This is a genomic window from Pseudalkalibacillus sp. JSM 102089 (genome assembly GCF_041366475.1).
GTDB classification, from domain to species: Bacteria; Bacillota; Bacilli; order Bacillales; family Guptibacillaceae; genus Guptibacillus; species Guptibacillus hwajinpoensis_B.
In genome coordinates this window covers 55,112-77,969 of the sequence record NZ_JBEWYW010000009.1, presented here as the reverse complement: position 1 = coordinate 77,969, position 22,858 = coordinate 55,112, and the positions used below count along the sequence as shown (strand labels likewise).

General features: G+C 41.0%; 20 protein-coding genes and 2 riboswitches. Of the genes, 2 read left to right on the top strand and 18 right to left on the bottom strand.

The window, feature by feature from the left end; all coding sequences use genetic code 11:
* Positions 1-11 precede the first annotated feature (11 nt).
* A complete protein-coding gene (gene sufC / locus ABVF21_RS17460; protein ID WP_194218980.1) occupies positions 12-797 on the bottom strand; it encodes a Fe-S cluster assembly ATPase SufC in 786 nt (261 codons plus the stop codon).
* Positions 798-1,546: 749 nt separating this feature from the next.
* A complete protein-coding gene (locus tag ABVF21_RS17455; RefSeq protein WP_194219604.1) occupies positions 1,547-1,849 on the bottom strand; it encodes a carboxymuconolactone decarboxylase family protein in 303 nt (100 codons plus the stop codon).
* A 251-nt stretch (positions 1,850-2,100) separates the two neighbouring features.
* Here ABVF21_RS17455 and ABVF21_RS17450 point away from each other — a divergent pair, with 251 nt between their 5' ends.
* Positions 2,101-3,051: an L-lactate dehydrogenase gene (locus tag ABVF21_RS17450; RefSeq protein ID WP_303535516.1), complete on the top strand. Its 951-nt coding sequence runs from the start codon at positions 2,101-2,103 to the stop codon at positions 3,049-3,051.
* Positions 3,052-3,102: 51 nt separating this feature from the next.
* On the opposite strand, the gene ABVF21_RS17445 is transcribed toward ABVF21_RS17450, so the two are convergent.
* From ABVF21_RS17445 to metX, 14 genes are all read right to left on the bottom strand, one after another.
* A complete protein-coding gene (locus tag ABVF21_RS17445) occupies positions 3,103-3,942 on the bottom strand; it encodes a MetQ/NlpA family ABC transporter substrate-binding protein (RefSeq protein ID WP_303535515.1) in 840 nt (279 codons plus the stop codon).
* 23 nt (positions 3,943-3,965) lie between these two features.
* Positions 3,966-4,634 carry a methionine ABC transporter permease gene (locus ABVF21_RS17440; protein WP_194218977.1) on the bottom strand — a complete coding sequence of 223 codons (669 nt, stop codon included), beginning with the start codon at positions 4,632-4,634 and terminating at the stop codon, positions 3,966-3,968.
* A complete protein-coding gene (locus ABVF21_RS17435; protein WP_303535514.1) occupies positions 4,627-5,649 on the bottom strand; it encodes a methionine ABC transporter ATP-binding protein in 1,023 nt (340 codons plus the stop codon). The genes ABVF21_RS17440 and ABVF21_RS17435 overlap by 8 nt, the downstream gene beginning before the upstream one ends.
* A 179-nt stretch (positions 5,650-5,828) precedes the next feature.
* Positions 5,829-5,938: riboswitch (SAM riboswitch) on the bottom strand.
* 132 nt (positions 5,939-6,070) lie between these two features.
* Positions 6,071-7,081 carry a threonine ammonia-lyase gene (gene ilvA, locus ABVF21_RS17430; protein WP_283153726.1) on the bottom strand — a complete coding sequence of 337 codons (1,011 nt, stop codon included), beginning with the start codon at positions 7,079-7,081 and terminating at the stop codon, positions 6,071-6,073.
* Positions 7,078-7,668, bottom strand: a complete 591-nt coding sequence (gene leuD, locus ABVF21_RS17425; protein WP_226615476.1) for a 3-isopropylmalate dehydratase small subunit — start codon at positions 7,666-7,668, stop codon at positions 7,078-7,080. The genes ilvA and leuD overlap by 4 nt, the downstream gene beginning before the upstream one ends.
* 15 nt (positions 7,669-7,683) lie before the next feature.
* Positions 7,684-9,090, bottom strand: a complete 1,407-nt coding sequence (gene leuC, locus ABVF21_RS17420; protein WP_371018680.1) for a 3-isopropylmalate dehydratase large subunit — start codon at positions 9,088-9,090, stop codon at positions 7,684-7,686.
* 27 nt (positions 9,091-9,117) lie between these two features.
* Positions 9,118-10,224 (bottom strand): 3-isopropylmalate dehydrogenase, encoded by a 1,107-nt coding sequence (leuB, locus tag ABVF21_RS17415; protein WP_371018679.1) that lies wholly within the window; start codon positions 10,222-10,224, stop codon positions 9,118-9,120.
* 16 nt (positions 10,225-10,240) lie between these two features.
* Complete coding sequence (locus tag ABVF21_RS17410) at positions 10,241-11,782, bottom strand: 2-isopropylmalate synthase (protein WP_303535509.1); 1,542 nt, start codon at positions 11,780-11,782, stop codon at positions 10,241-10,243.
* Positions 11,769-12,794, bottom strand: a complete 1,026-nt coding sequence (gene ilvC, locus ABVF21_RS17405) for a ketol-acid reductoisomerase (protein WP_371018678.1) — start codon at positions 12,792-12,794, stop codon at positions 11,769-11,771. Before ilvC ends, ABVF21_RS17410 begins: the two co-directional genes overlap by 14 nt.
* Before the next feature lie 33 nt (positions 12,795-12,827).
* Positions 12,828-13,349: an acetolactate synthase small subunit gene (gene ilvN / locus ABVF21_RS17400; protein ID WP_194218971.1), complete on the bottom strand. Its 522-nt coding sequence runs from the start codon at positions 13,347-13,349 to the stop codon at positions 12,828-12,830.
* The gene (gene ilvB / locus ABVF21_RS17395) at positions 13,346-15,067 is read right to left on the bottom strand and encodes an acetolactate synthase large subunit (RefSeq protein ID WP_371018700.1); all 1,722 of its coding nucleotides are present in this window, start codon (positions 15,065-15,067) and stop codon (positions 13,346-13,348) included. Before ilvB ends, ilvN begins: the two co-directional genes overlap by 4 nt.
* Before the next feature lie 376 nt (positions 15,068-15,443).
* Positions 15,444-16,349 carry a branched-chain-amino-acid transaminase gene (gene ilvE / locus ABVF21_RS17390; protein ID WP_194218970.1) on the bottom strand — a complete coding sequence of 302 codons (906 nt, stop codon included), beginning with the start codon at positions 16,347-16,349 and terminating at the stop codon, positions 15,444-15,446.
* 866 nt (positions 16,350-17,215) lie between these two features.
* A complete protein-coding gene (locus ABVF21_RS17385; RefSeq protein WP_303535504.1) occupies positions 17,216-18,514 on the bottom strand; it encodes an O-acetylhomoserine aminocarboxypropyltransferase/cysteine synthase family protein in 1,299 nt (432 codons plus the stop codon).
* A gap of 1 nt (position 18,515) precedes the next feature.
* Complete coding sequence (metX, locus tag ABVF21_RS17380) at positions 18,516-19,604, bottom strand: homoserine O-acetyltransferase MetX (RefSeq protein WP_303535502.1); 1,089 nt, start codon at positions 19,602-19,604, stop codon at positions 18,516-18,518.
* Positions 19,605-19,754: 150 nt separating this feature from the next.
* Positions 19,755-19,865, bottom strand: a riboswitch (SAM riboswitch).
* A gap of 213 nt (positions 19,866-20,078) precedes the next feature.
* Here metX and ABVF21_RS17375 point away from each other — a divergent pair.
* Positions 20,079-20,504: a TlpA disulfide reductase family protein gene (locus tag ABVF21_RS17375; RefSeq protein WP_303535500.1), complete on the top strand. Its 426-nt coding sequence runs from the start codon at positions 20,079-20,081 to the stop codon at positions 20,502-20,504.
* 75 nt (positions 20,505-20,579) lie between these two features.
* Here ABVF21_RS17375 and ABVF21_RS17370 read toward each other — a convergent pair whose 3' ends face one another.
* Both ABVF21_RS17370 and sigI read right to left on the bottom strand, forming a co-directional pair.
* Positions 20,580-21,836 (bottom strand): anti-sigma factor domain-containing protein, encoded by a 1,257-nt coding sequence (locus ABVF21_RS17370; protein ID WP_371018677.1) that lies wholly within the window; start codon positions 21,834-21,836, stop codon positions 20,580-20,582.
* Positions 21,837-21,857: 21 nt separating this feature from the next.
* Complete coding sequence (gene sigI, locus ABVF21_RS17365; RefSeq protein ID WP_303535496.1) at positions 21,858-22,622, bottom strand: RNA polymerase sigma-I factor; 765 nt, start codon at positions 22,620-22,622, stop codon at positions 21,858-21,860.
* Between the last annotated feature and the right edge of the window lie 236 nt (positions 22,623-22,858).

Genomic DNA, 22,858 nt, shown 5'->3' with positions numbered 1-22,858 from the left:
CTCCTTACTGCTTACGCTTCTTGACCAACTGTTTCGTCTTTAATACCGAGTTCTTCTTTAATCCAATCATAACCTTCTTCTTCAAGACGCTGTGCTAGTTCTGCGCCGCCAGATTTCACAATACGACCCTGCATCATAACGTGTACTTTGTCAGGTGTAATGTAATTCAATAGACGCTGATAGTGAGTGATAATTAAGCAACCGAAACTCTCATTGCGCATAGCATTAACACCTTTAGAAACAACTTTAAGCGCATCGATATCTAGACCGGAGTCAATTTCATCCAGAACAGCGATTTTTGGTTCAAGCATCATAAGCTGAAGAATTTCGTTACGTTTCTTTTCACCACCAGAGAAACCTTCGTTAAGGTAACGCTGTGCAAATTCTTCACCCATATCAAGTTCAGCCATTTTACCGTCTAGCTTTTTGATGAATTTCATTAGAGAAATTTCATCGCCTTCTTCGCGACGAGCATTGATTGCAGAACGAAGGAAATCAGCGTTTGTTACGCCACTTACTTCACTTGGATACTGCATTGCAAGGAAGAGTCCAGCTTTTGCACGCTCATCAACTTCCATTTCAAGTACATCTTCATTATCAAGGAAGACACTGCCTTCAGTGATTTCGTATTTCGGATGGCCCATAATTGCTGAAGCAAGGGTAGATTTACCTGTACCGTTCGGCCCCATTACTGCGTGAATTTCTCCACCATTTATTTCAAGGTTCAATCCTTTGATAATCTCTTTTCCCTCAATGGAAACATGAAGATTCTCAATCTTTAGAGTTGATGCTGCCATTTGTGAATACCTCCAATAACGTTTATACTATTCCTTCCTTATTGTAGTACCTATAAGGTGTATGTCAAGGAATGTGTGCTGAGTCATTCTCAATCTATTTTCATTCTTATTTTATAACAAATCCAAACTAATATCAAGGAACGCAAGACTCATACTTTCTAGCGTTAGCCAAGGTATAGCTTGCTATTCAAATTGAGAATGAATCGTTTATTTTTTCGTTGCATACCTTTCTAAGCCTACCATTTAATCACCACAGCTACAACGAATACACGTGATTATCTTCATACAAAAAAACCAGTCGTAAGACTGGTTTTTCGTATATCATGGTTATTTTGGATGCTGATTCATCTAGATAGTTTACGGTCGAATTCACTAACCATTTTGAGACTCCGACGGTGATCCAGCTCACGCTCTCGCTCGACTTGCATTCGTTTATTGAAATTACGACTATACTCCGCATAGCCAACTCCGTGAGACTGGTACATCGCCTTTTCCATTTCAGGTGTGTGGTTTAACCGCATGGGGCTAATAATGAATCAATCCTTTCAATATCGTTTTACTTACAAAAATTACTTTACCACGTTACATTAGTAGCTACAAACAGCATTTTAAGGGTTGAGGGGGTTTCCGGAGTGGTGAAAGAAGTTCTGAATAGTTAAAAAACATTCATTCTTACTTTTCCTCCCATATCCACTCTATTTCACCCCTTCGACACAATACACTATTTAAATAGTAGAAACACGATTTCATTAATGCTTCGGTTGGTTCAAATCCTTCATACACTCCTGTACGAGAGTAACGGCCTGACTCATCGCTGCGCCACCACCAAATGCAGCTGTCACCCCTACCGTTTCAAGTATTTCTTGTTCAGAACATCCTTGGTCAAGACACCCTTTCGTATGGTAGATAATGCAATATTCATCTTGTGAAAAAATAGATATTCCGAGAGCAATCATTTGTTTCTCTTTTTGACTCACTTCCCCATCTTTAAAACACGCTTCAGTAAATGCCGAATACTTCTTAGCTAACTGCGGCATTTTCTCTGTAAACATTCCTAATCCTTCTTTATAATCATGTAGCGCCGCTTCTGCGAAGTTGTTAAATTCCTGTTCCTGTTTCAAGACACAGGCCTCCTTTATTCGATATCATCCGTACTAGTATGAGAATTGGGTAACAAAGCTATCCATCATTTTCTTTAAATTGTTTTTGGATGAGTGCGTTTACATGTGATGTATGTCACAATAATAAGTAAAGGGATACGGTATGATGCTTATGAAGACAATATCTACTAGCAGAGGTGAAGATGATGTATGAAGGAAAAACAACGCGCGTAGCATTAATTGGCACTGGATTCGTAGGGACAAGCTATGCCTTCTCGTTATTGAATCAAGAACTAGTAAACGAACTTGTACTTATCGATGTAAATAAAGAAAAAGCGGAAGGGGAAGCAAGAGACTTAAATCACGGCCTTCCTTTTGGCGCTCCAATGAAAATTTGGGCGGGGGACTATACCGATTGCAAAGACGCAGATATTGTCGTTATCGCAGCGGGTGCAAATCAGGCACCAGGTGAAACACGCTTAGACCTTATTGATAAAAACACAGCGATCTTTAAAAAAATCGTTTCAAGCGTTATGGGAAGCGGATTTGATGGTATTTTTATCGTTGCAACGAATCCTGTAGACGTACTTACTTATGCGACATGGAAGTTCTCAGGCTTGCCTAAAGAACGGGTTATCGGCTCAGGTACGATTCTCGATACTGCACGATTCCGTTATTTACTGAGCGACTATTTCAATGTAGATTCTAGAAATGTACATGGTTATATTCTTGGAGAACATGGTGATACTGAACTTCCTGTCTGGAGTCATGCTACAATCGGTAGTCGACCAATCATGTCTCTTATTAAAGATAGACCAGAGGCTAAAGAAGATCTTGATGCGCTTTTCGTCAATGTTCGCGATGCTGCTTATCATATCATTAATCGTAAGGGAGCAACATACTACGGTATCGCAATGGGCCTCGTACGGTTAACAAGAGCGATTATACGAAATGAAAACTCTATTCTTACCATCTCTACGTTACTTGAAGGCGAGTATGGTTTAGATGATTTGTATATCGGAGTTCCCGCAATTGTGAATAACAACGGCATTCGTGAAATTATTGAACTTGACCTTGATCAAACCGAGCTAGATCAATTGCACCATTCTGCAAAAACGTTAAAAGAAGCGATGAAGCCAGTTTTCCAACATTAAAATGAGTAAAAAAAGGTTCTCCGCGAAATGACGGAGAACCTTTTTTCTTTCTTATTTGTCTACTGGTACAACAGCGCCATCGTATTCTTCTTCAATAAAGCTTTGAATTTCATCAGAATGAAGAACTTCTACTAACGCCTGGATCGCTTCATTGTCTTCGTCACCTTTGTTTACTGTAATCACATTCACATATGGTGAGTCTGAATTTTCAAGTGCAATGGCATCCTCTTGAGGATTAAGTCCTGCATCAATCGCATAGTTTGTATTGATCATCACTGCATCACCTTCACCTTGCTGGTAAATCTGTGGAAGCAGTGAAGCCTCAACATCTGTTTTGAAATCAATATTCTTAGGGTTTTCAGCAATATCTTCAACTGTTGCATCTGAAGCCTTTACACCTTCTTTTAATGTGATAAGGCCCTGTGCTTCAAGTAATGACAGCATACGTCCATGGTCAGAAACAGAGTTACTCATTATGATTTGAGCACCATCAGGAAGCTCATCTAAGCTCTTGTAATCCTGAGAGTAAACACCGATTGGCTCGATATGAATGCCTCCAGCGTTCACGAAGTCATAATTATCGTTTTCTTCCATTTGCAAGTCCATATAAGGTATTGTTTGGAAGTAGTTTGCATCTAATTCACCATTTGCAAGCGTCTTATTAGGTAGAATGTAATCCTGGAATGTTTTAATTTCAAGCTCTATTCCTTTTTCCTCTAACATCGGCTTAGCTTCTTCAAGAATTTCAGCATGGGGAATGTTTGATGCACCTACTACGATTTTCTTCGAATCTCCACCGTCACCAGAACCTTCGCTGTTTCCGCCATTGTTGCCACATGCAGCAAGAACCGCAAGAGCAAGAACTGTTATTAGCGATAAAAACTTTTTCATCATAACCTCTCCTTTTCTCCTTATTATCTTTTATCTATTACTCGTGTTGCAACGTCTCCACAAACCTGAAGAATCGCAACAATTACTAATATCAATACTGTTGCAACAAGTGTCACGTCAGGATTGTTCCGTTGGAAACCTTCAAGATAAGCGAGGTTTCCGAGACCCCCTGCGCCTACGACACCAGCCATAGCGGTGTAGCTTACAAGAGCTATCGCCGTCACAGTAATCCCTGAAATAAGGGCTGGCATTGCTTCTGGTAGAAGCACTTTAAAAATAATCGAACCATTGGATGCTCCCATTGACTGAGAAGCTTCAATGACCCCTTTATCCACTTCACGTAAAGCAATTTCAACCATTCTCGCATAAAATGGCGCCGCTCCTGCAATAAGGGCTGGAAGGGCAGCATTAGCACCTAGCATTGTCCCTATAATGTAAACCGAAAGAGGGATAAGCAAGATAATCAAAATAATAAATGGTATGGAGCGAAATAAGTTCACGACTCCGGCAATAATACTATTCACAAATTTGTTTTCCCATATGTTCCCTCTACCTGTTAGAAACAACAATAATCCAAGGAGGATTCCGAGAATAAACGTTGCCAGCACCGAAATTGCCGTCATGTACGCTGTTTGTAGAGTGGCTTCCCACATAGATTCCCACCTGACGTTAGGAAATAACGATTCAGTCATTCGTAATCACCTCCGCTTTAACACCTTGGGCTTGCACATAATTCAAGGCCATTTCTACCACAGCTGGTTCCCCTTTAAGGAACACAGAAAGTTTTCCATAAGGACCATCCTGTGTATGAGAAATCTTCCCTTGAATAATGTTGACTTCTACATCAAATTTACGAATCAACTCTGTCACAAGTGGTGAACCTGTTTTTCCTTTCACAAAGGTAAACTGAACAAGTTCTCCATCCTGACTCGTTGCCAGATGTGCAATCGATTCCTTCATTTCTTCAGGCTCGCTTAGCTGATTAACAAAGTCTTTCGTAATCTCTTCCTGCGGATGGTGGAAAACTTCAAGGACAGAACCATTCTCCACTACTCGTCCATTCTCCATCACGGCTACACGATGGCAAATTTTTCGTATGACGTGCATTTCATGCGTGATAAGGACAATCGTAAGGCCAAGCTTGTGATTAATTTCAGTCAGAAGTTCCAGAATGCTATCCGTCGTTTTAGGATCTAAAGCAGAAGTAGCTTCATCACAAAGCAAAACCTTTGGATTATTAGCAAGTGCTCTCGCAATACCCACTCGCTGCTTTTGTCCACCACTTAGTTGTGAAGGATAAGCTCCTTCTCTACCTTCGAGTCCAACAAGTTTAATTAATTCATCAACACGCTTCATTCTCTTTTCTTTCGGAACACCTGATATTTCAAGAGGGAACGCGATGTTATCACGTACCGTTCTTGACCAGAGAATATTAAAATGCTGGAAAATCATTCCAATTTCCTGTCTTGCTGCACGAAGATCTTTTCCCTTAAGAGAAGATAGATTATTACCAGCCACTGTGACTGTCCCATCAGTAGGTCTCTCAAGAAGGTTAAGCATTCGAATTAGCGTACTTTTCCCAGCACCACTGTAGCCAATAACACCAAATATTTCGCCTTTTTTGACTTCAAGGTTAACATCCTTAACGGCTTCCACCTTCCCGGATTTCGAAAAGAAGGTCTTATTAATGCCTTTAAGCTCAATCACATGTCTCACATCCTTTATGCATTTGCATGATCAGCTACCTGAAACAGGACTTAAGTCCCATGCCTTTGTTCTTTATTTCTATGCACTTAGAAACCTAATTCGCTTATCACTTTGTATAGTAAAGTAAAAAAATGCCCTTCTGCTTTGAGCAGAAAGGCATTTGATAAATCGATGTCTTCCTCTCATTTCTCAAAGCAATCGCTTTGCAGGAATTGGCACCTTTTCAAACGAGTCGTTTGACGGTTGCCGGGCTTCATAGGGCCAGTCCCTCCACCTCTCTGAATAAGAGATATATAGTTGTTATTACTTTACTGTGGTTAAGTGCTAAATGAATTCTAGCATGGTACTTTATGAGTGTCAATTACTGAGCAAAAAGTCGGAATAATCTAAAATATATACGTTGAACCCCATTAGAAAACCATCAGCTTATTCGCCTGATGGTTTTCGCTCGTTGAGAAAGTTGTTTATAAAGGGATATTTTCGCAAGATCCGCATTCCCTCCACTAACAACAACACCAATTCTCTTACCTTCTAAACGATTAGACTTGCATAAGACAGCAGCTACCGATGCAGCACCTGCACCTTCTACAAGTGTTTTGTGTCTTTCAAGCATAAAGACAATCGCTGCAGCAATTTCTTCTTCTGACACGGTTAGCATATCATCAACAAGCTCTTCAATAATTGGAAAGGTTAATTTTCCAGCTTCTTTCACAGAAATACCGTCTGCAATCGATTTGACAGATTGAAGGACAAGAGGACCAGTACCTTTAAATCGATTCCATGTCGCAGATGCTTCAGAAGCCTGGACCCCGATGATTTTCACGTGAGGAAAGAACGACTTAATCGCCATCGCCATTCCAGCTAACAATCCTCCACCTCCAACAGGCACGAGAATCGCATCTAAGTCAGGACACTGTTGCATCATTTCGAGTGCAACCGTTCCCTGTCCTGCCATTACTTCAGGATCATCGAAAGCATGAACGAATGTGGCCCCTTTCTCAACACGCTCACGATCCGCTCCACTAAACGCTTCGTTATACGATTCTCCTTCAAGAACAACCTCTGCTCCATAAGATCGCGTCGCATCAATTTTGCTTGTCGGTGTATGGACGGGCATATAAATCTTAGCTTTAATTCCACGCTCTCTAGCAGAAAGCGCCACTCCCTGAGCATGGTTTCCAGCCGATGCAGCAACAATCCCTCGCGCTGCCTCAATATCCGTTAGCGACGCAACTTTGTTATAAGCACCTCGAAGTTTGAAGGAACCCGTTCGTTGAAGGTTTTCCATCTTCATGAAGACATCTCTATTTGTATAATCATTAAGCGTTGTCGACTGCTGAAGCGGGGTCCTGTGGACGGCTTCCAGCAAATTCTCCATTGCTTTTACGACATGAACGTTATATTTCTCCTGGTAATTCCCAACGTCATTCACTCTCCTACAAGTTGTTTTTCTTCATATAATTTAATTTTATCTTCGAGAGATAAAGTTCGAGATACTTCATCCCATCCATTTAACAGCATTTCTTTCCAATAAGGATCGATCTCGAACGACGCATTTAGTCCTTCTCCATCAATTACTTGCTGTTTACTTAGGTCTACGCTAAGTTCGTATCCATCCTTCGCTTTTTGAAAAAGCTCCGAGATCGTTTCTTGATCAAGAGCGATAGGAAGTATACCGTTTTTTACACAGTTGTTATAAAAGATATCAGCAAAGCTTGTCGCAATGACAATTCGAAACCCATAATCCAGAAGGGCCCATGGAGCATGTTCTCTTGATGAACCACACCCAAAGTTTTTACCCGACACTAGAATAGAAGCATGCTGGTATTGTTGTTCGTTCAAATTAAAATCTTCACGCGGATGACCATCATCATCAAACCGCCAATTGTAAAAAAGAAACTGACCAAAGCCTTGCCGTTCAATTCTCTTTAAAAACTGCTTCGGAATAATTTGGTCTGTATCTACGTTAACCTGCTCAAGGGGATAAACGATCCCTTTGTATTTATTAATCGGTTCCAGGACGTCTCACTCCTTTTACACTACAAGAGGTTTTATTTTTCTAGCGTCTGTAAATCGGCCTTCAATGGCAGCAGCTGCAGCCATAGCTGGGCTGACAAGATGTGTTCTAGCGCCATTCCCCTGACGCCCTTCAAAATTACGGTTAGATGTAGACGCGCAGCGCTCGCCTGGTGGAACAATGTCATCATTCATCGCAAGACACATGCTACATCCTGCTTCTCGCCACTCAAACCCAGCTTCTTTAAAGATCGTATCTAACCCTTCTGCTTCAGCTGCATCCTTCACTGATTTAGATCCTGGTACTACGAGAGCAGTCACACCTTCGTGAACTTTTCGACCACGAACAATATCAGCGGCCGAACGCAGATCACTTAATCGCGAATTCGTACACGATCCGATGAAAACATATTGAATATCTATATTTTGAATAGGCGTTCCCGGTTTAAGATCCATATAGGCAAGGGCTTGCTTAATTGCTTTTTGGTCACCTGGATCTGCATAATCCTCAGGGAAAGGAACGCGAGCATAGACAGAAGATCCCATTGAAGGATTAGTGCCCCATGTTACTTGTGGCTCGATTTCGTCAGCTCCAATTTCGAGCACTTCATCATACTTTGCTCCTGGATCAGATGCGAGTTCTTTCCACTCAGCAACAGCTCGATCAAAATCTTCTGGAACATGTCTTTTTCCTTTTAAATAGGAAAAGGTAGTCTCATCTGGGCTAATAAGCCCTGCTTTTGCGCCAGCTTCAATTGACATATTACAAACAGTCATACGTTCTTCCATTGTCATATTTCGAATCGCTTCGCCTGTGTACTCCACAACTGCTCCAGTACCTGCATTAACACCAAATTTGGCAATAACAGCAAGAATTAAATCTTTAGCAGTCACCCCAGAACCAAGGCGTCCGTTCACACGTATTTCAATTGTTTTGGGTCTTGATTGCCATAGCGTTTGAGTAGAAAGAACATGCTCTACTTCACTCGTTCCAATCCCAAAGGCTAGGGCCCCAAACGCCCCATGTGTTGAGGTATGACTGTCACCACAAACGATCGTTTTTCCTGGCTGCGTTAAGCCTAGCTCAGGACCAATAACGTGAACAATCCCTTGATCTGGATGATTAATATCGGCGATTTCAACTCCAAATTCATGACAGTTCTCTTCAAGCTTCTCCATTTGCACTTTTGATACCGGATCATTAATAATATGACGTGCAATGGTTGGAACGTTGTGGTCCATAGTAGCAAAGGTTAAATCTGGCCTTCTTACACTTCTATTATTCATCCGCAGACCCTCAAAGGCCTGCGGAGAAGTCACTTCATGAACAAGATGCAAGTCTATATATAGGAGATCCGGGCTACCTTCTTCTTCATGCACAACGTGTTTATCCCAAATCTTTTCAATAATCGTTTTCGGCTCCACACCCATCCTCCTCTTACCTGTTTGTCATTAAGCGTATGCTTCCATGATGCCTGCTGTGGCATCCGCTTCTTCTAATTGATAAATCACTTTCTTGATCATAGCGTCTGTCCCAAGTGCTTTCGGCGAGCCATTTGCAAGATCATTCGTATAATATCCAGCATCAAGTACTTCTTTCACAGCCTTTTCGATTGACTCCGCTTCTTCATTCATATCGAATGAATACTTCAGCATCATTGCACTTGATAAAATCATTGCCAGTGGATTCGCAAGGTTTTTCCCTGCGATGTCTGGCGCTGAACCGTGTACTGGTTCATACATTCCAAAACCGTCGCTACGAAGACTTGCGGAAGGCAACATTCCAAGTGATCCTGTGATCATCGAGGCTTCATCGCTCAAAATATCTCCAAATAAATTCTCCGTTACAATAACATCAAAGTGAGCCGGGTTTTGAACCAGTTTCATTGCTGCCGCATCGACAAGCATATGCTCCACTTCTACCTCAGGATAATTCTTCGCTTTTTCTTCAACGATTTCTCTCCACATTCGGCTTGATTCCAGAACGTTCGCTTTATCTACGCTCGTTAATTTCTTGTTTCGCTTACTTGCAGCTTCAAATCCCTGATCCACAATACGTTCGATTTCTTCTCTTGTGTAATGAAGCGTATCAACAACTTCTTTCCCATTTTGACGACGCTCACTCGGAGTACCGAAGTACAAACCACCCGTTAATTCGCGAACAATTAACATATCCACACCTTTAATCCGATCCGGTTTAAGTGGAGATGCATCTAATAGACTCTCAAATGCCGTCACAGGACGAAGGTTTGCAAACAAGCCTAGTTCTTTTCGAATACCAAGAAGACCTCGTTCAGGACGAAGATGGCCAGGAAGAGTTTCCCACTTAGGACCACCGACAGCACCTAGTAGAACAGCATCGCTTTCCCTACAGATGCGCAGCGTTTCATCTGGTAGTGGCGAGCCATCCTCATCAATAGCAGCCCCTCCAATTCTTCCCTCTTGAAATTCAAACGTATGGCCAAATCGATCTGCCACGGCATTTAGAACTTTCATCGTTCCTTCCATTACTTCTTTACCAATTCCATCACCGGGTAATACCGCAACTTTTCTCTTCATCCTTCTAACCTCCCTGTTAGACGTGCGCTTTTTTATTAACTTGATAGCTTTCACGAGCAAGAACGCGATTCACTGCATTCAAGTAAGCAATAGCGGAAGATTCAAGAACATCCTGCGCTGTGCCGCGACCATTCGACTCAACCCCGTTATACATGACTCGCACATGAACTTCAGCAAGAGCATCTCTTCCACCACCGACGGAATTAATTCGATAGTCCTGAAGCTGAAGTGTGCCAGGAATCATTGCTTCAAGCGTGTTATAGATCGCTTCTACACTACCCGACCCTGTTCCAGCTTGTTGAATCATGGTTCCATCAGGCTTCTCAATTGAAATAGTAGCCGTCGGAATGTTTGCAGTTCCATACTGTACTTGAATACTATGAATCTCATATTTATTAACAAATTCATCTGTTTGAATATCAGTTAACAATGCAAAAAGGTCATCTTCCGTAACCTGCTTCTTCTTATCAGCAAGATCTTTAAAGTCTGCAAATGCCTCATTTATCTTCGCTTCGTCAAGTTCAAAGCCTAAATCCTTCACTTTATCTCTGAAGGCGTGACGCCCAGAGTGCTTTCCAAGAACAAGACTATTCGACTGAACACCGATAAGCTGTGGACTAATAATTTCATAGGTTGTTTTTTCTTTTAATACTCCATCCTGGTGAATGCCTGATTCATGAGCAAAAGCATTCGCTCCAACCACTGCTTTATTACCAGGAACCGCCATGCCAGTAAGCTTGCTGACAAGGTTACTTGTTCGTTTAATTTCATCAAGCTTCAATCCTGTTTCTGCTTGGTAGAAGTCATTGCGAATTCGAAGCGCAACGGCAACTTCCTCAATCGCTGCATTACCAGCGCGTTCTCCAATACCATTAATCGTTCCTTCTATTTGAGTCGCACCACATTCAATCGCAGCTAAGGAATTCGCTACCGCCATCCCTAGGTCATTATGGCAATGGGCAGAAAGATCAACGCCTTCAATGTTCGGAACATTGTTTCGCAAATAAGTGAACAGTTCTCCGTATTCCTGTGGACTTCTGTATCCAACTGTATCTGGAATATTAATGACAGATGCTCCTGCATCAATCACTTCTTTAATAATCTTTGCAAGAAAGGAGCGGTCGGAGCGGCAAGCATCTTCTGCTGACCACTGGACTTTCGGAAAAAATTTCTTGGCATACTTCACTGCTTCAACTGCTGTTTCAACTACTTCATCAGGCGTCTTCTTTAGCTTGTGAGTCATATGAATGGGAGACGTTGCAAGAAAAACATGAAGTCTTGGATCAGCGCCACCTTTTAACGCATCCCATGCCGCATCAATATCTTTCATATTCGCTCTCGCAAGGCCAGTTACGGATACATCCCTTACAGTATCAGCAATGTTCTTCACACCCTGGAAGTCACCTTTGGAAGCAGCAGGAAAGCCTGCTTCCATAATGTCGACTCCAAGTCTCTCAAGCTGCTTCGCGATTTCCAGCTTCTCTAATGCATTCAGATTGACTCCGGCTGACTGTTCTCCGTCACGAAGCGTTGTATCGAATACATTAATCTTTCGCACTGGTAACCACTTCCTTCTTTGATTTTGGTTTCACAAATGGCATCATCGCACGAAGCTCTTTTCCTACTTGCTCGATTGGATGATGCTTTTCTTTCTCATTGATCGCATGGAATTCTGGACGATTTAGTTTATTTTCTAGGATCCAACCTTTTGCGAACTTGCCTGTTTGAATATCTTCAAGGATATCTTTCATACGCGCTTTTGTATCTGCATCGACAACACGTGGTCCAGATACGAAATCGCCCCACTGAGCTGTATCAGAAATCGAATAACGCATACCAGCAATACCATCTTCATACATCAAGTCAACAATGAGCTTTAGCTCGTGCAAACATTCGAAGTAAGCGACTTCTGGTTGATATCCCGCTTCCGTGAGCGTTTCAAATCCAGCTTTCACTAGTGATGACAGTCCACCACATAGAACTGCCTGTTCACCAAAAAGATCTGTTTCGGTTTCTTCTTTAAAGGATGTTTCAAGTACCCCCGCACGAGCACCGCCGATTCCTTTTGCATAAGCTAGCGCAAGCTCTTTTGCGTTACCCGATACGTCCTGATAAACACCGAATAGCGCCGGAACTCCTGCACCATCTTCAAATGTTCTTCTTACAAGGTGTCCTGGTCCTTTTGGAGCAACAAGGAAAACATCCACATCTGATGGGGGTACAACTTGATTGAAGTGAACGTTAAAGCCGTGAGCAAAGACTAGCGCATTTCCAGCACGAAGACCTGGTTCGATTTCCGCTTTGTACACTTCAGGCTGATACTCATCTGGAAGAAGAATCATGATAACATCTGCTTCATCACTTGCTTCCTTTACTGTTTTTACATCAAAACCATCTTCCTCTGCTTGATTCCATGAACGCCCTTTACGTAAGCCGACTGTTACATCAAAACCACTCTCGCGAAGATTTAGTGCATGCGCATGACCTTGAGATCCGTAACCAACTACTGCGATTTTCTTTCCTTTTAGCATTCCCTCGTTGATATCACCGTTATAGTATACTTTTGCCATTTTCATTCATCCCTTCATATTTAGGTTTATTAGTTAATTTAAAATGGAATACTGCTTCAAATCTGTTACTGACTTTTGACTTCCTCTTGGAAAAGCAGTTATACCAGTTCGAACCATTTCCTTAATGCCATATGGCCTGAGAAGGTCTAGAATCGCTTCAATTTTGTCGGAGTTACCCGTTACTTGTACGGTAATGCTCTCTCGACTGACATCGATGATAGAAGCCCTAAACGGCTCAATAATTCCTGAAATCTCACTTCTAATTTGGGCGTTACTTATAACCTTAATTAACGCTAATTCTCGGACAACGATAGCTTGATCCGTTATATCAGTTACTTTCAAAACATCAATCTGCTTATTGAGCTGTTTGATCAGCTGCTCAATCTTCGCATCACCGTCCACATTAACGACAAAGGTCATTTTGGATACTCCTTCTGTCTCGGTATGACCAACCGTTATGCTTTCGATATTAAATTGCCGCTTGGTCATCAACCCCGTAATGCGGTTTAGAACACCACTTTGGTTAATCACTGTTGCAGTTACGATTCGTTTCATGGTTTCACCCCAATCATCTGATGAAGCCCTTTACCAGGTGCAATCATTGGATATACATTTTCCTTTCCAGCTACTCTACAGTCGATCAAAACTGGATCTCGGTGAGAAAAGGCTTCTTCAAAAACAACTTTTGCTTCTTCTTCATTGGTTACTTTAAAAGATTGGATACCGTAAGCTTCACCAAGCTTCACAAAATCTGGCTGTACAGGTATAAGGGATTGAGAATAGCGTTCTTCATAGAAAGCTTCCTGCCACTGCCTCACCATTCCAAGCGTCTGATTGTTCATGATGACTACTTTCACAGGAAGGTTTAACTCTTGCAGAGTCGATAGCTCCTGTAATGTCATCTGAAATCCCCCGTCTCCTGTAAGAGCCACAACCGTTTGTTCTGGGAATGCGAGCTGTGCTCCAATCGCGGAAGGGAAACCAAAGCCCATCGTGCCAAGTCCACCAGATGTTACCCATCGGTTGGCATCTGCAAATGCGTAGTACTGAGCCGCCCACATTTGATGTTGACCAACGTCCGTCGTAACAATAGCGTCTCCCTTCGTGTATTCATGCACGAGTTCAACTACTCGCTGTGGCAGAAATTCCGTTGAAGATGTTTTCTTCCAAAGTGGGAAATCTTCACTATTTTGAGTAAGCACCTTACGCCAATCCTCTGTATCTGGAACTGGTGAATCAATATCTAGAAGCTTCTTCAATGCCTCTCTTGCATCAGATACGATTGGAATCTGAGTAGGAACGTTTTTCCCAATTTCTGCAGGATCAACGTCGATGTGAGCAACCGTTGCATGAATGGCAAAATGGTCAAGGTTACCCGTTAATCGATCATCAAATCGTGCACCAATGCTAATTAACAAGTCACATTCATACAGTGCCATATTCGCTGTGTACGTTCCGTGCATTCCTCCCATTCCAAGGAATAGAGGATGATTGCCAGGGTAGCTTCCTAAACCAAGTAATGTATTGATGACTGGAATGCGATGCTTCTCAGAAAAAGCGACGAGTTCTTTTCCTGCATTCGCATGGAGAACGCCAGCTCCAGCTAAAATCACCGGTTTCTTTGCTGCACCAACCGCATCCGCGAGCTTCTTGATCTGCAAAATGTTTGGCGAGAAAGTTGGCTGATAGCCGGGTAGATGAATAGTAGAATCATAGCCGGGTGCAATGGTTTTGTTCGCCACATCCTTAGGGATATCAACTAGAACTGGACCGGGACGTCCTGTTGTTGCAATATGGAACGCTTCTTTAATAATTCTTGGTAGATCCTGAACGTCACGAACCTGATAATTATGTTTTGTAATTGGTGCTGTAATTCCCATAATATCCGCTTCTTGAAAGGCATCTGTACCAATCACCGTACTTGCAACTTGCCCAGTGAAGATAACCAGTGGTAATGAATCCATCATGGCATCTGTTATCCCCGTTACGAGGTTTGTTGCTCCTGGACCTGATGTTGCAATAACTACACCTGGTTTCCCACTAACCCTCGCATATCCTTCAGCCGCATGAATGGAACCTTGTTCATGCTTTGAGAGAATGTGTTTAATTGGCGATCGATAAAGTGCATCATAGATTGGAAGAACTGCTCCTCCCGGATATCCGAAGAGAACTTCAACATTTTCTTTTTTTAAAGAGTCAATCAATACGTCTGCCCCGGTCATTTCCGCTGTTACCGCTTCGGCTTCTGGTTTAGCCTTCGCCCGCATATTCATACCCTCCAATGCTTTATTGTGTTGCACGCCTCCGTTCGATAACGGGTTTGCGTATTTTACTGTTTATTACTAATAAAAAAAAGCCTTCTCATCCCTACGCCGCTTTTTTTACGGTCCATAGGGGCGAAAAGACTTCACGGTACCACCCTACTTTGCGACAAAAAGATGCCGCCTCATGAGCAAACTGCTCGTTTTGATAACAAGTGTTTTTAGAACACTTGGCTGATCCTATGTTACTTAATTCAGATCAACACTCGGAGGGGATGTCGATACAGGGGGTAATACCGGCTTCCACCACTACCGGCTCTCTGGTTAATACCAATTCCTGTTTCTTTTGCCTCGTCATCGATTATTGATATTTATTTTTTTGTAAGAATTATCCTGCTTGAACGTCTCGTTTTGAAGGGTAAACACTGACACCATCGACAGTGACGATATCTCGAAATGCTTCAAGCAACTCGTTCGTCGTTTTACCCGGTTTTGCTTCACCAATTTCTCGACCATCTACTTTTACGACCGCAATAACTTCAGCAGCTGTTCCAGTTAGGAACACTTCATCTGCAACATAGACATCATGACGTGTGAAAGTTTCTTCTCTCATGTCATATCCCTTTTGTCTTGCCAATTCCATAATGGCATTTCGCGTAATTCCTTCTAATGCACCAACATATCCAGGCGGTGTTTTGATCACATTGCCTTTTACGATGAATATATTATCAGCTGATCCTTCAGCGACATATCCCTGATCATTTAACATTAGAGCTTCGCTGACACCAGCTAAATTCGCTTCGATTTTTACAAGAATGTTATTTAAATAGTTGAGCGATTTAACCTTCGGACTTAAGACATCCGATCGGTTTCTTCTACTTGCTACCGTTACAATATCAATTCCTGTTTCATATAATCGCTTAGGGAACAAGGCTAGTGATTCTGCAATAACGATCACTTGAGGTTCCTTACATGTGAAAGGATCAAGTCCCAGGTTCCCAACTCCGCGTGATACAACAATACGGATATAGGCATCCTGAAGGTTGTTTTTCTTCAGCGTTTCCACAATAATGGCGGTCATTTCCTCCATAGTGTGCGTTATTTTAAGCATAATTGAATGAGCTGAATCATAAAGCCGTTGTAAATGATGTTCTAATCGAAAAACATTTCCGTCATACATGCGAATTCCTTCGAACACCCCATCGCCATAGAGAAAACCATGATCGTATACAGATACTTTGGCATCTTCTTTCTTCACAAATTCTCCGTTAAGGTAGATCCACTGTTCACTCACCTTGTTCACTCCTTTCTGTTTGTTAAGTAGACGCAGTAAAGCGTTAGTGTTTAATGATAGGACCAACGTAATCCGGGGTCCTAATTGTGTGTTTGAGTTATTTGAATACTTTGTTTAATTGAGGATTATATTACGCCGGTTTGGACTTAAGGTCAACACCTAAAATATAAGTTTTTTGATAATTTTGATATATCAATCTATTTGGAAACGCTTACAACGTTGGTATGCGTGAGATTTAATCACACGAAAAATTTTTAATTATAAATTCAATAAAACGCTTACATTTTTTTGTTTTATGCCAAGGAAATTTAAAAGAAAGAGCTGGATCCATCTGTACCTTTTCTTGGGCAAGTCCTCTCCAGATCTATAAACCATTCCAAAAAAAATTGTAAACATATCTTATATACTTTACACCTGCCAACGCCATCCGCAGTGCTATCTTCTGTTAGAATTCCTATACTGAGCTACAACGCTTTCAAGTATATACCTGGATTTTTCTAATTATTTTAGCCGATTTGATAAAAACTGAATTAAACAACAAACCTATCTCAATGAGTAGCATCATAGCGAAGCTCTCGTTTTTATGAAAAAGCATAGAAGAAAATTACAACTCGATTTACTTATTGAAAAGAAAAAGATTAAACAAGGAACAACCAAACGGCTCAGTCCTCTTACGTAATTGACCATTGCATCACCAAAAGGGTAAGCATTCTTTCTGTATGTTTATTTACAGTTGTCATGTGTATATATGATGAGCTTTGAAGACTAGTCATCTTAGTCTCTCATTCAATATTTGACGTAATGAAGTCAGAAACTGCTAAACTAAAAAAAGCTCTCTTCAAATGGAAGAGAGCTTTAGTGCTGAATTATACGTTGGCTTCAACTTTTGCTTTGGCAATGGCCTGATCCAGGTCAGCGATTAAATCATCAATATGTTCAATTCCAACAGATAAACGAATGAGGTCATCACGCACGCCGGAAGCTGTTAGCTCTTCCGCACTTAGCTGCTGGTGGGTTGTGCTGGCAGGATGAATAATTAAACTTTTCGCGTCTCCTACGTTTGCTACATGAGACCAAAGTTCAACTGAATTAATGATTCCTGCTCCGGTTTCGCGTCCTCCCTTTATTCCGAATACGACGACAGCTCCAGCACCTTTAGGTAGATACTTTGGCACCAATTGATTCGATACATGATTCTCATCTTCAGGATAGCTCACCCACTCAACTGCCTGATGATTTTTTAAGTAAGAAACGATTTTCCGAGTATTTGCAACGTGCTCTTTCATGCGAACATGGAGTGTTTCTACACCTAGAGCAATTTGAAAAGCGTTAAATGGACTAAGCGCAGCACCTGTATCTCTTAGGAGCTGTACCCTTGCTTTCACGATATACGCCGCTTCGGGTAGTGCTTCTGCGAATACTATGCCATGGTACGTGTCATCGGGTTCTGTGAAGCCCGGAAACTTAGGTGAATTCCAATCAAATTTGCCACCATCGACAATAATTCCTCCCATTGTGGACCCGTTTCCGCCAAGCCATTTTGTGGCGGAATGAACGACGATATCTGCCCCATGCTCAATTGGTCTACAAAGATATGGAGTAGCAAATGTATTGTCTATAATAAGTGGGATTCCAGCTTCATGTGCAATATCTGCTACTTTTTCAATATCTAATACATGGAGACCCGGGTTACCAATCGTTTCTGCAAAAATAGCTTTCGTATTTGGAGTAATGGCTGATTTAAAAGATTCCAGATCTTCAGGATCAACAAAGTTGGTCTTTATTCCGTATTTCGGAAGTGTAGCAGAAAAGAGGTTATACGTTCCACCGTATAAAGTCGAAGCAGAAACAATTTCGTCCCCGCTATTGGCTACATTTAGAATGGCAGTTGTAATGGCAGCCATGCCACTTGCAAGAGCAAGAGCTCCAACACCACCTTCTAGTTGAGCAATACGTTCTTCAAGTGTACCCACTGTAGGGTTGCCTATGCGCGAATAGATAAACCCTTCTTCCTTTAAGGCAAATAAATCGGCTGCGTGATCAGTATTATTAAATCGATAAGCATTCGATTGATAAATCGGTAAAGCCCTTGCGCCTGTAGCTGGATCAGCTTGTAAACCTCCATGAATTCCAATTGTCTCCAAATTATATTTTTTCTCTGCCATTTCACTTCACTCCTTCGATATTTTTAGTTAATGTTACTTGTTCCTTTATAAGCGGTCCCCATTTATCAAACTCAACGAGAAAACCATCATGACCAAATTTTGTGTTGATTAGATAAAACGGAGAAGAATGAACTTGAGCAAACAATTTTTCTAAATCCTCTGGAGGATAGATTAAATCCCCTTTAAAACCTATAGCAAGAATGCTCGCTTTAATGTCCTTGATAATAGATGTAAGATTACCTCGGCCTTTACTAATATCATGTGTGTCCATTGCCCGTAATAAATACAAATAACTATTTGCATCAAATCGGCTTACAAGCTTATTTCCTTGATAGTGTAAATAAGATTCCACTTCGTACTGTGCTACTTTATGATTTTCTTCTGAAGTTTCGATCGCCGCTCGACCGAATTTTTTTTGAAACATTTCATCTGTTCGATAAGAGATCATACCGATCATTCTTGCAGTTGCAAGCCCCGATGTTGGCTGTTGATGAGGATCGTAGTATCCATCCTTCCAATCAGGATCGTTTGTAATAGCAAATCTAGAAATCGCGTTATAAGCTATTCCATACGTATTTAAGCTTGGGGTTACCGCAAGTGGAATCAGATGCTCCATTCCATCTGGGTAAAGGACACCCCATTCAAGAACCTGCATTCCTCCAAGTGATCCACCAATCACAGCATGAAGGTGATCGATACCTAACACTTCAAGTGCCTTTTTCTGTGAGTGGACCATATCTCTCACTGAAACAAACGGGAAGTCCGCTTTATACCGTTCTCTCGTGACTGGATTAATCGATAGCGGTCCTGTAGAACCGTTACATCCTCCAAGAACGTTAAACGTTATAACTTGAAATTCAGAAGTATCGATATAGCCATCCTTTCTAATTAATCCTTTCCACCAGCCAGGCTCAGAATCACCAATTGTATATTGATTTCCAGTTAATGCATGACAGACAAGAATAACCGGAGCGTCTTCTGGTCCAACGCGTTCATAAGCGAGTTCTACTTCATGTAGCGTCTCGCCAGACTCAAGTGTGAACGAGCCAATCAATACGTTCTGAGCTTCGTATCTCGTCTCTCTTTCCAAACCCCTATCACTCCTTTCGACCAATCCGTCTTTCTTCATTAAGGCTATAATAATGAGCCATAAATCTAGAACCAATGCTATAAGAAAACGTCGCCTCAATATAAAAAATCCTCTCTGAAAGACAGAGAGGATTGATTTATTCATCAGCTCCGCTTATCTTTCAGGATTTCTCCTGCAGGATTTGGCACCTTTTCAAACCAGAATTGGTTTGACGGTTGCCGGGCTTCATAGGGCCAGTCCCTCCGCCTCTCTAGATAAGTAAGAATATTTTGTTTTTGTTTAATTGAGTTTATTTTAGCAAGGTGGCGCATTAGTGTCAAACACTTTTTCGGAATTATCATTCTTTTCATTTTTTTAAAGAATGCCTATGTTAATCCAAATTATCGTGAAACAGAGCCTACAGTGTATTAAGTTTGATTAGAATCGAATTTTTGATAAAGTAGCCTTAGAATAATTTTGAAGAGGTGATTGATAGTGCAAGCGCCGTCCTTTGCGTTAGAAGAAGTACAAAGCGGAGAAATCATCAGCTTAACGGACTTCAGGGGGAAACCAGTTATGATTACATTCTGGGCTTCTTGGTGCCCCGATTGTATGAAAGATTTACCGATGAAAGAACAGTTCTACCAGCATGCAGATGCTGATACATTAGCATTCTTAACAATTAACGTGACAGGTCGTGAACGGTCAGAAGAAGCCGGTAAAGATTTCACGATCAAAAACAATCTTCCTTTCCTCGTTTTACAAGACAGTGGACGAGAAACTTACGACAAATTTGGTTGTACAGGTGTCCCAACAACTGTATTGCTTAATCAAGATCACCAAATCGTACATGTGTTCGATGACAAATCATCATTTCTTGATATCGCAAAGGCACTGCCCGACATCATGACATCAAAATAACCACACCATAAAAAAAGCCAGAGGAATCCCTCTGGCTTAAAATAATGAAAATAAAATAAATAATAGCATGTTGCGTTATTTGTCTTTTTTATCTTTCTTATCTTTCTTATCTTTCTTGTCCTTCTTGTCCTTCTTGTCTTTATCCTGCTTTTCGTCTTTCTTTTTGTCCTTTTTATCCTCTTTTTCTTGAGCTTTTTCTATTTTTTTATCCGATTTTTCCTGAGATTTCTCTATTTTCTCGTTTGCTTTTTCAGCCTTCTTTTTTTCTTTGTCTTGTTCTTTAGCTATTTTAGAATTAGCTTCGTCTTCGTTTTTCTCTATTTTATCTTTTTGCACTTTGTTGTTATCTTTAGATGCTTCAGTTTGATCTGACGGGCTAATTTCTGGTTCTGAAGTCGTGTCCTTTTGTTCTTTCTCCACATTTTCAACCTTATCAGAAGAGCTTTGCTCAGGCTCCTGAAGAACTAAATCACTATCTTCTTGATTCTGATTAGGTACCGTCTTATCGTTCAACTGGACGACAGAATCTTCTAGTTCCAAAGAGCGATCTTTCGACTTTGATTCCACTGCGGTCATGCTTTCGGTCTCTAATTCATCCATGTTTTTGACAGACAAATTCCGTACTTCCTCTATTGATAACGTAGCTCCCCGATCAACAGCAGCAAGATAAGTCATATATTTTCCTGGTGTTATCCCATTTTCTATAGCTTTTGCTCGAGTACTATAGTCAGTATCAAATATCGTTGTAATAGCAACTGCTTGATTGACTAATGCTTGATTCTGTTCTATTCCTTGAATCGTATTCTCAAGCTGATCCTTGATCGCCTGATAACGCTCTTTCTTCTCTACATTTGAGGCGACAATAAGCAGTTTTCTATCTTCTGTTAGATACCCCTCTTTGTCGAGTTTCGAGACTAGGAGCCCTCCAAATTCGCTTAGAGGCATGTTCGTTACCTCTTGATCTAAGTTTAACCCTTCACCGTCCGAATTCCACGCTTGATATTGAACAACTTCAAGGTCGGAGTTGACTCCAACCTCAATACTTGGATTGATATCAAAGCTTACATAGGCCGCAACTGCGTCATTTTGTCTAACAGGAATCACACCTGTCACGATTACAACTAATAACAAAATTGCTGCCATACCGGCCAGGGTGGGCATAGAGGGGGTAAAATAACCTTTTTTCTTGTTTAATGGTTTTGGTGTAAGTTTAATTTCAGAGCCGATTGTTAACGTATGATTTCGCTTCAAATTGATCGTAGTAAACTCCCCATCGGGTGTTAATACAACCGCTTTACGTCCACGAATGTCCATAATGACCCCATTTTTCATCCCCTGGCCCCCTTAATTCAACTACTGTATATAAGATTTCAGCGCATTAAATCCACCCAGATGAATTAACGCCACTGCTATTATATACTTTCGATTACGTTCAATCGTTTTTCGACTGCATGTAACGAGCGCTAGCAAATCTTTTATAGGGAGCTGCTTTTTTTCTAACAAATAACTTGAAAGAATGTCATCTTGAGCAATCAATTGCGCAATCATCTTTGCATTTTCTCTTGCATCAATATGTTTAGGACAGTTTTTGCTCAGAACTTTAAACGTAATGCTAAATTTCTTTAACAATTGTTCGTATTCCTCAATTTCATACATTCTTACTTCACGCTGTCTGTCCATTTCGTATACATCAAGTGCAGCTTTCTGTTCTGCAAAACTATCTTCTAGTCGGCCTTCCTCATCAAGTTCCTCAGGCTCAAGATAAATATACTTATTTTGTCTTGCTTCTTTACGGATATGGTCGATGACTCTTCTTCTAATCACCATATCAGCAAAGGTTAAAAATCTACTTCCTTGTCCTTTTCGAAACTGATCCATCGCTTCGTTAAAAGCTGAAAGTCCAATACTGAACTCATCCATCGAATGATTGATATAACGATTGCAAACTTTGGACGTGATTTTCTTAATAAACGGTTGGTAATCTTCTAATAGCTGGTTTCTTAATAACTGGTTTCCGTTTTGTATACTATCAATTTTATCTTCTAATGTAATACTATCTTTTTTATTTTCTTTATGATTTGCGAAATTTCCCATTGTGCTGATTGAAATGGTTGTCATGTTATACACCTCTCATCTTGCAGTCAATTTCTAATTGATTGCTTCTCGGGTTGGATTCTTAGATGTTTTTAGTTTGAGAATTCTAAATTAGTAATTAAAATAAAAATGCGTCACCATTCGTATCAAACATCGGAAAGGTGACTCTATTCAGTTATACCATTCAATCAGCATGAACGAAAATACAATTTTATGACAATGTTACTGTTTCTTTACTTCCTGTTATATTAATTTATCAT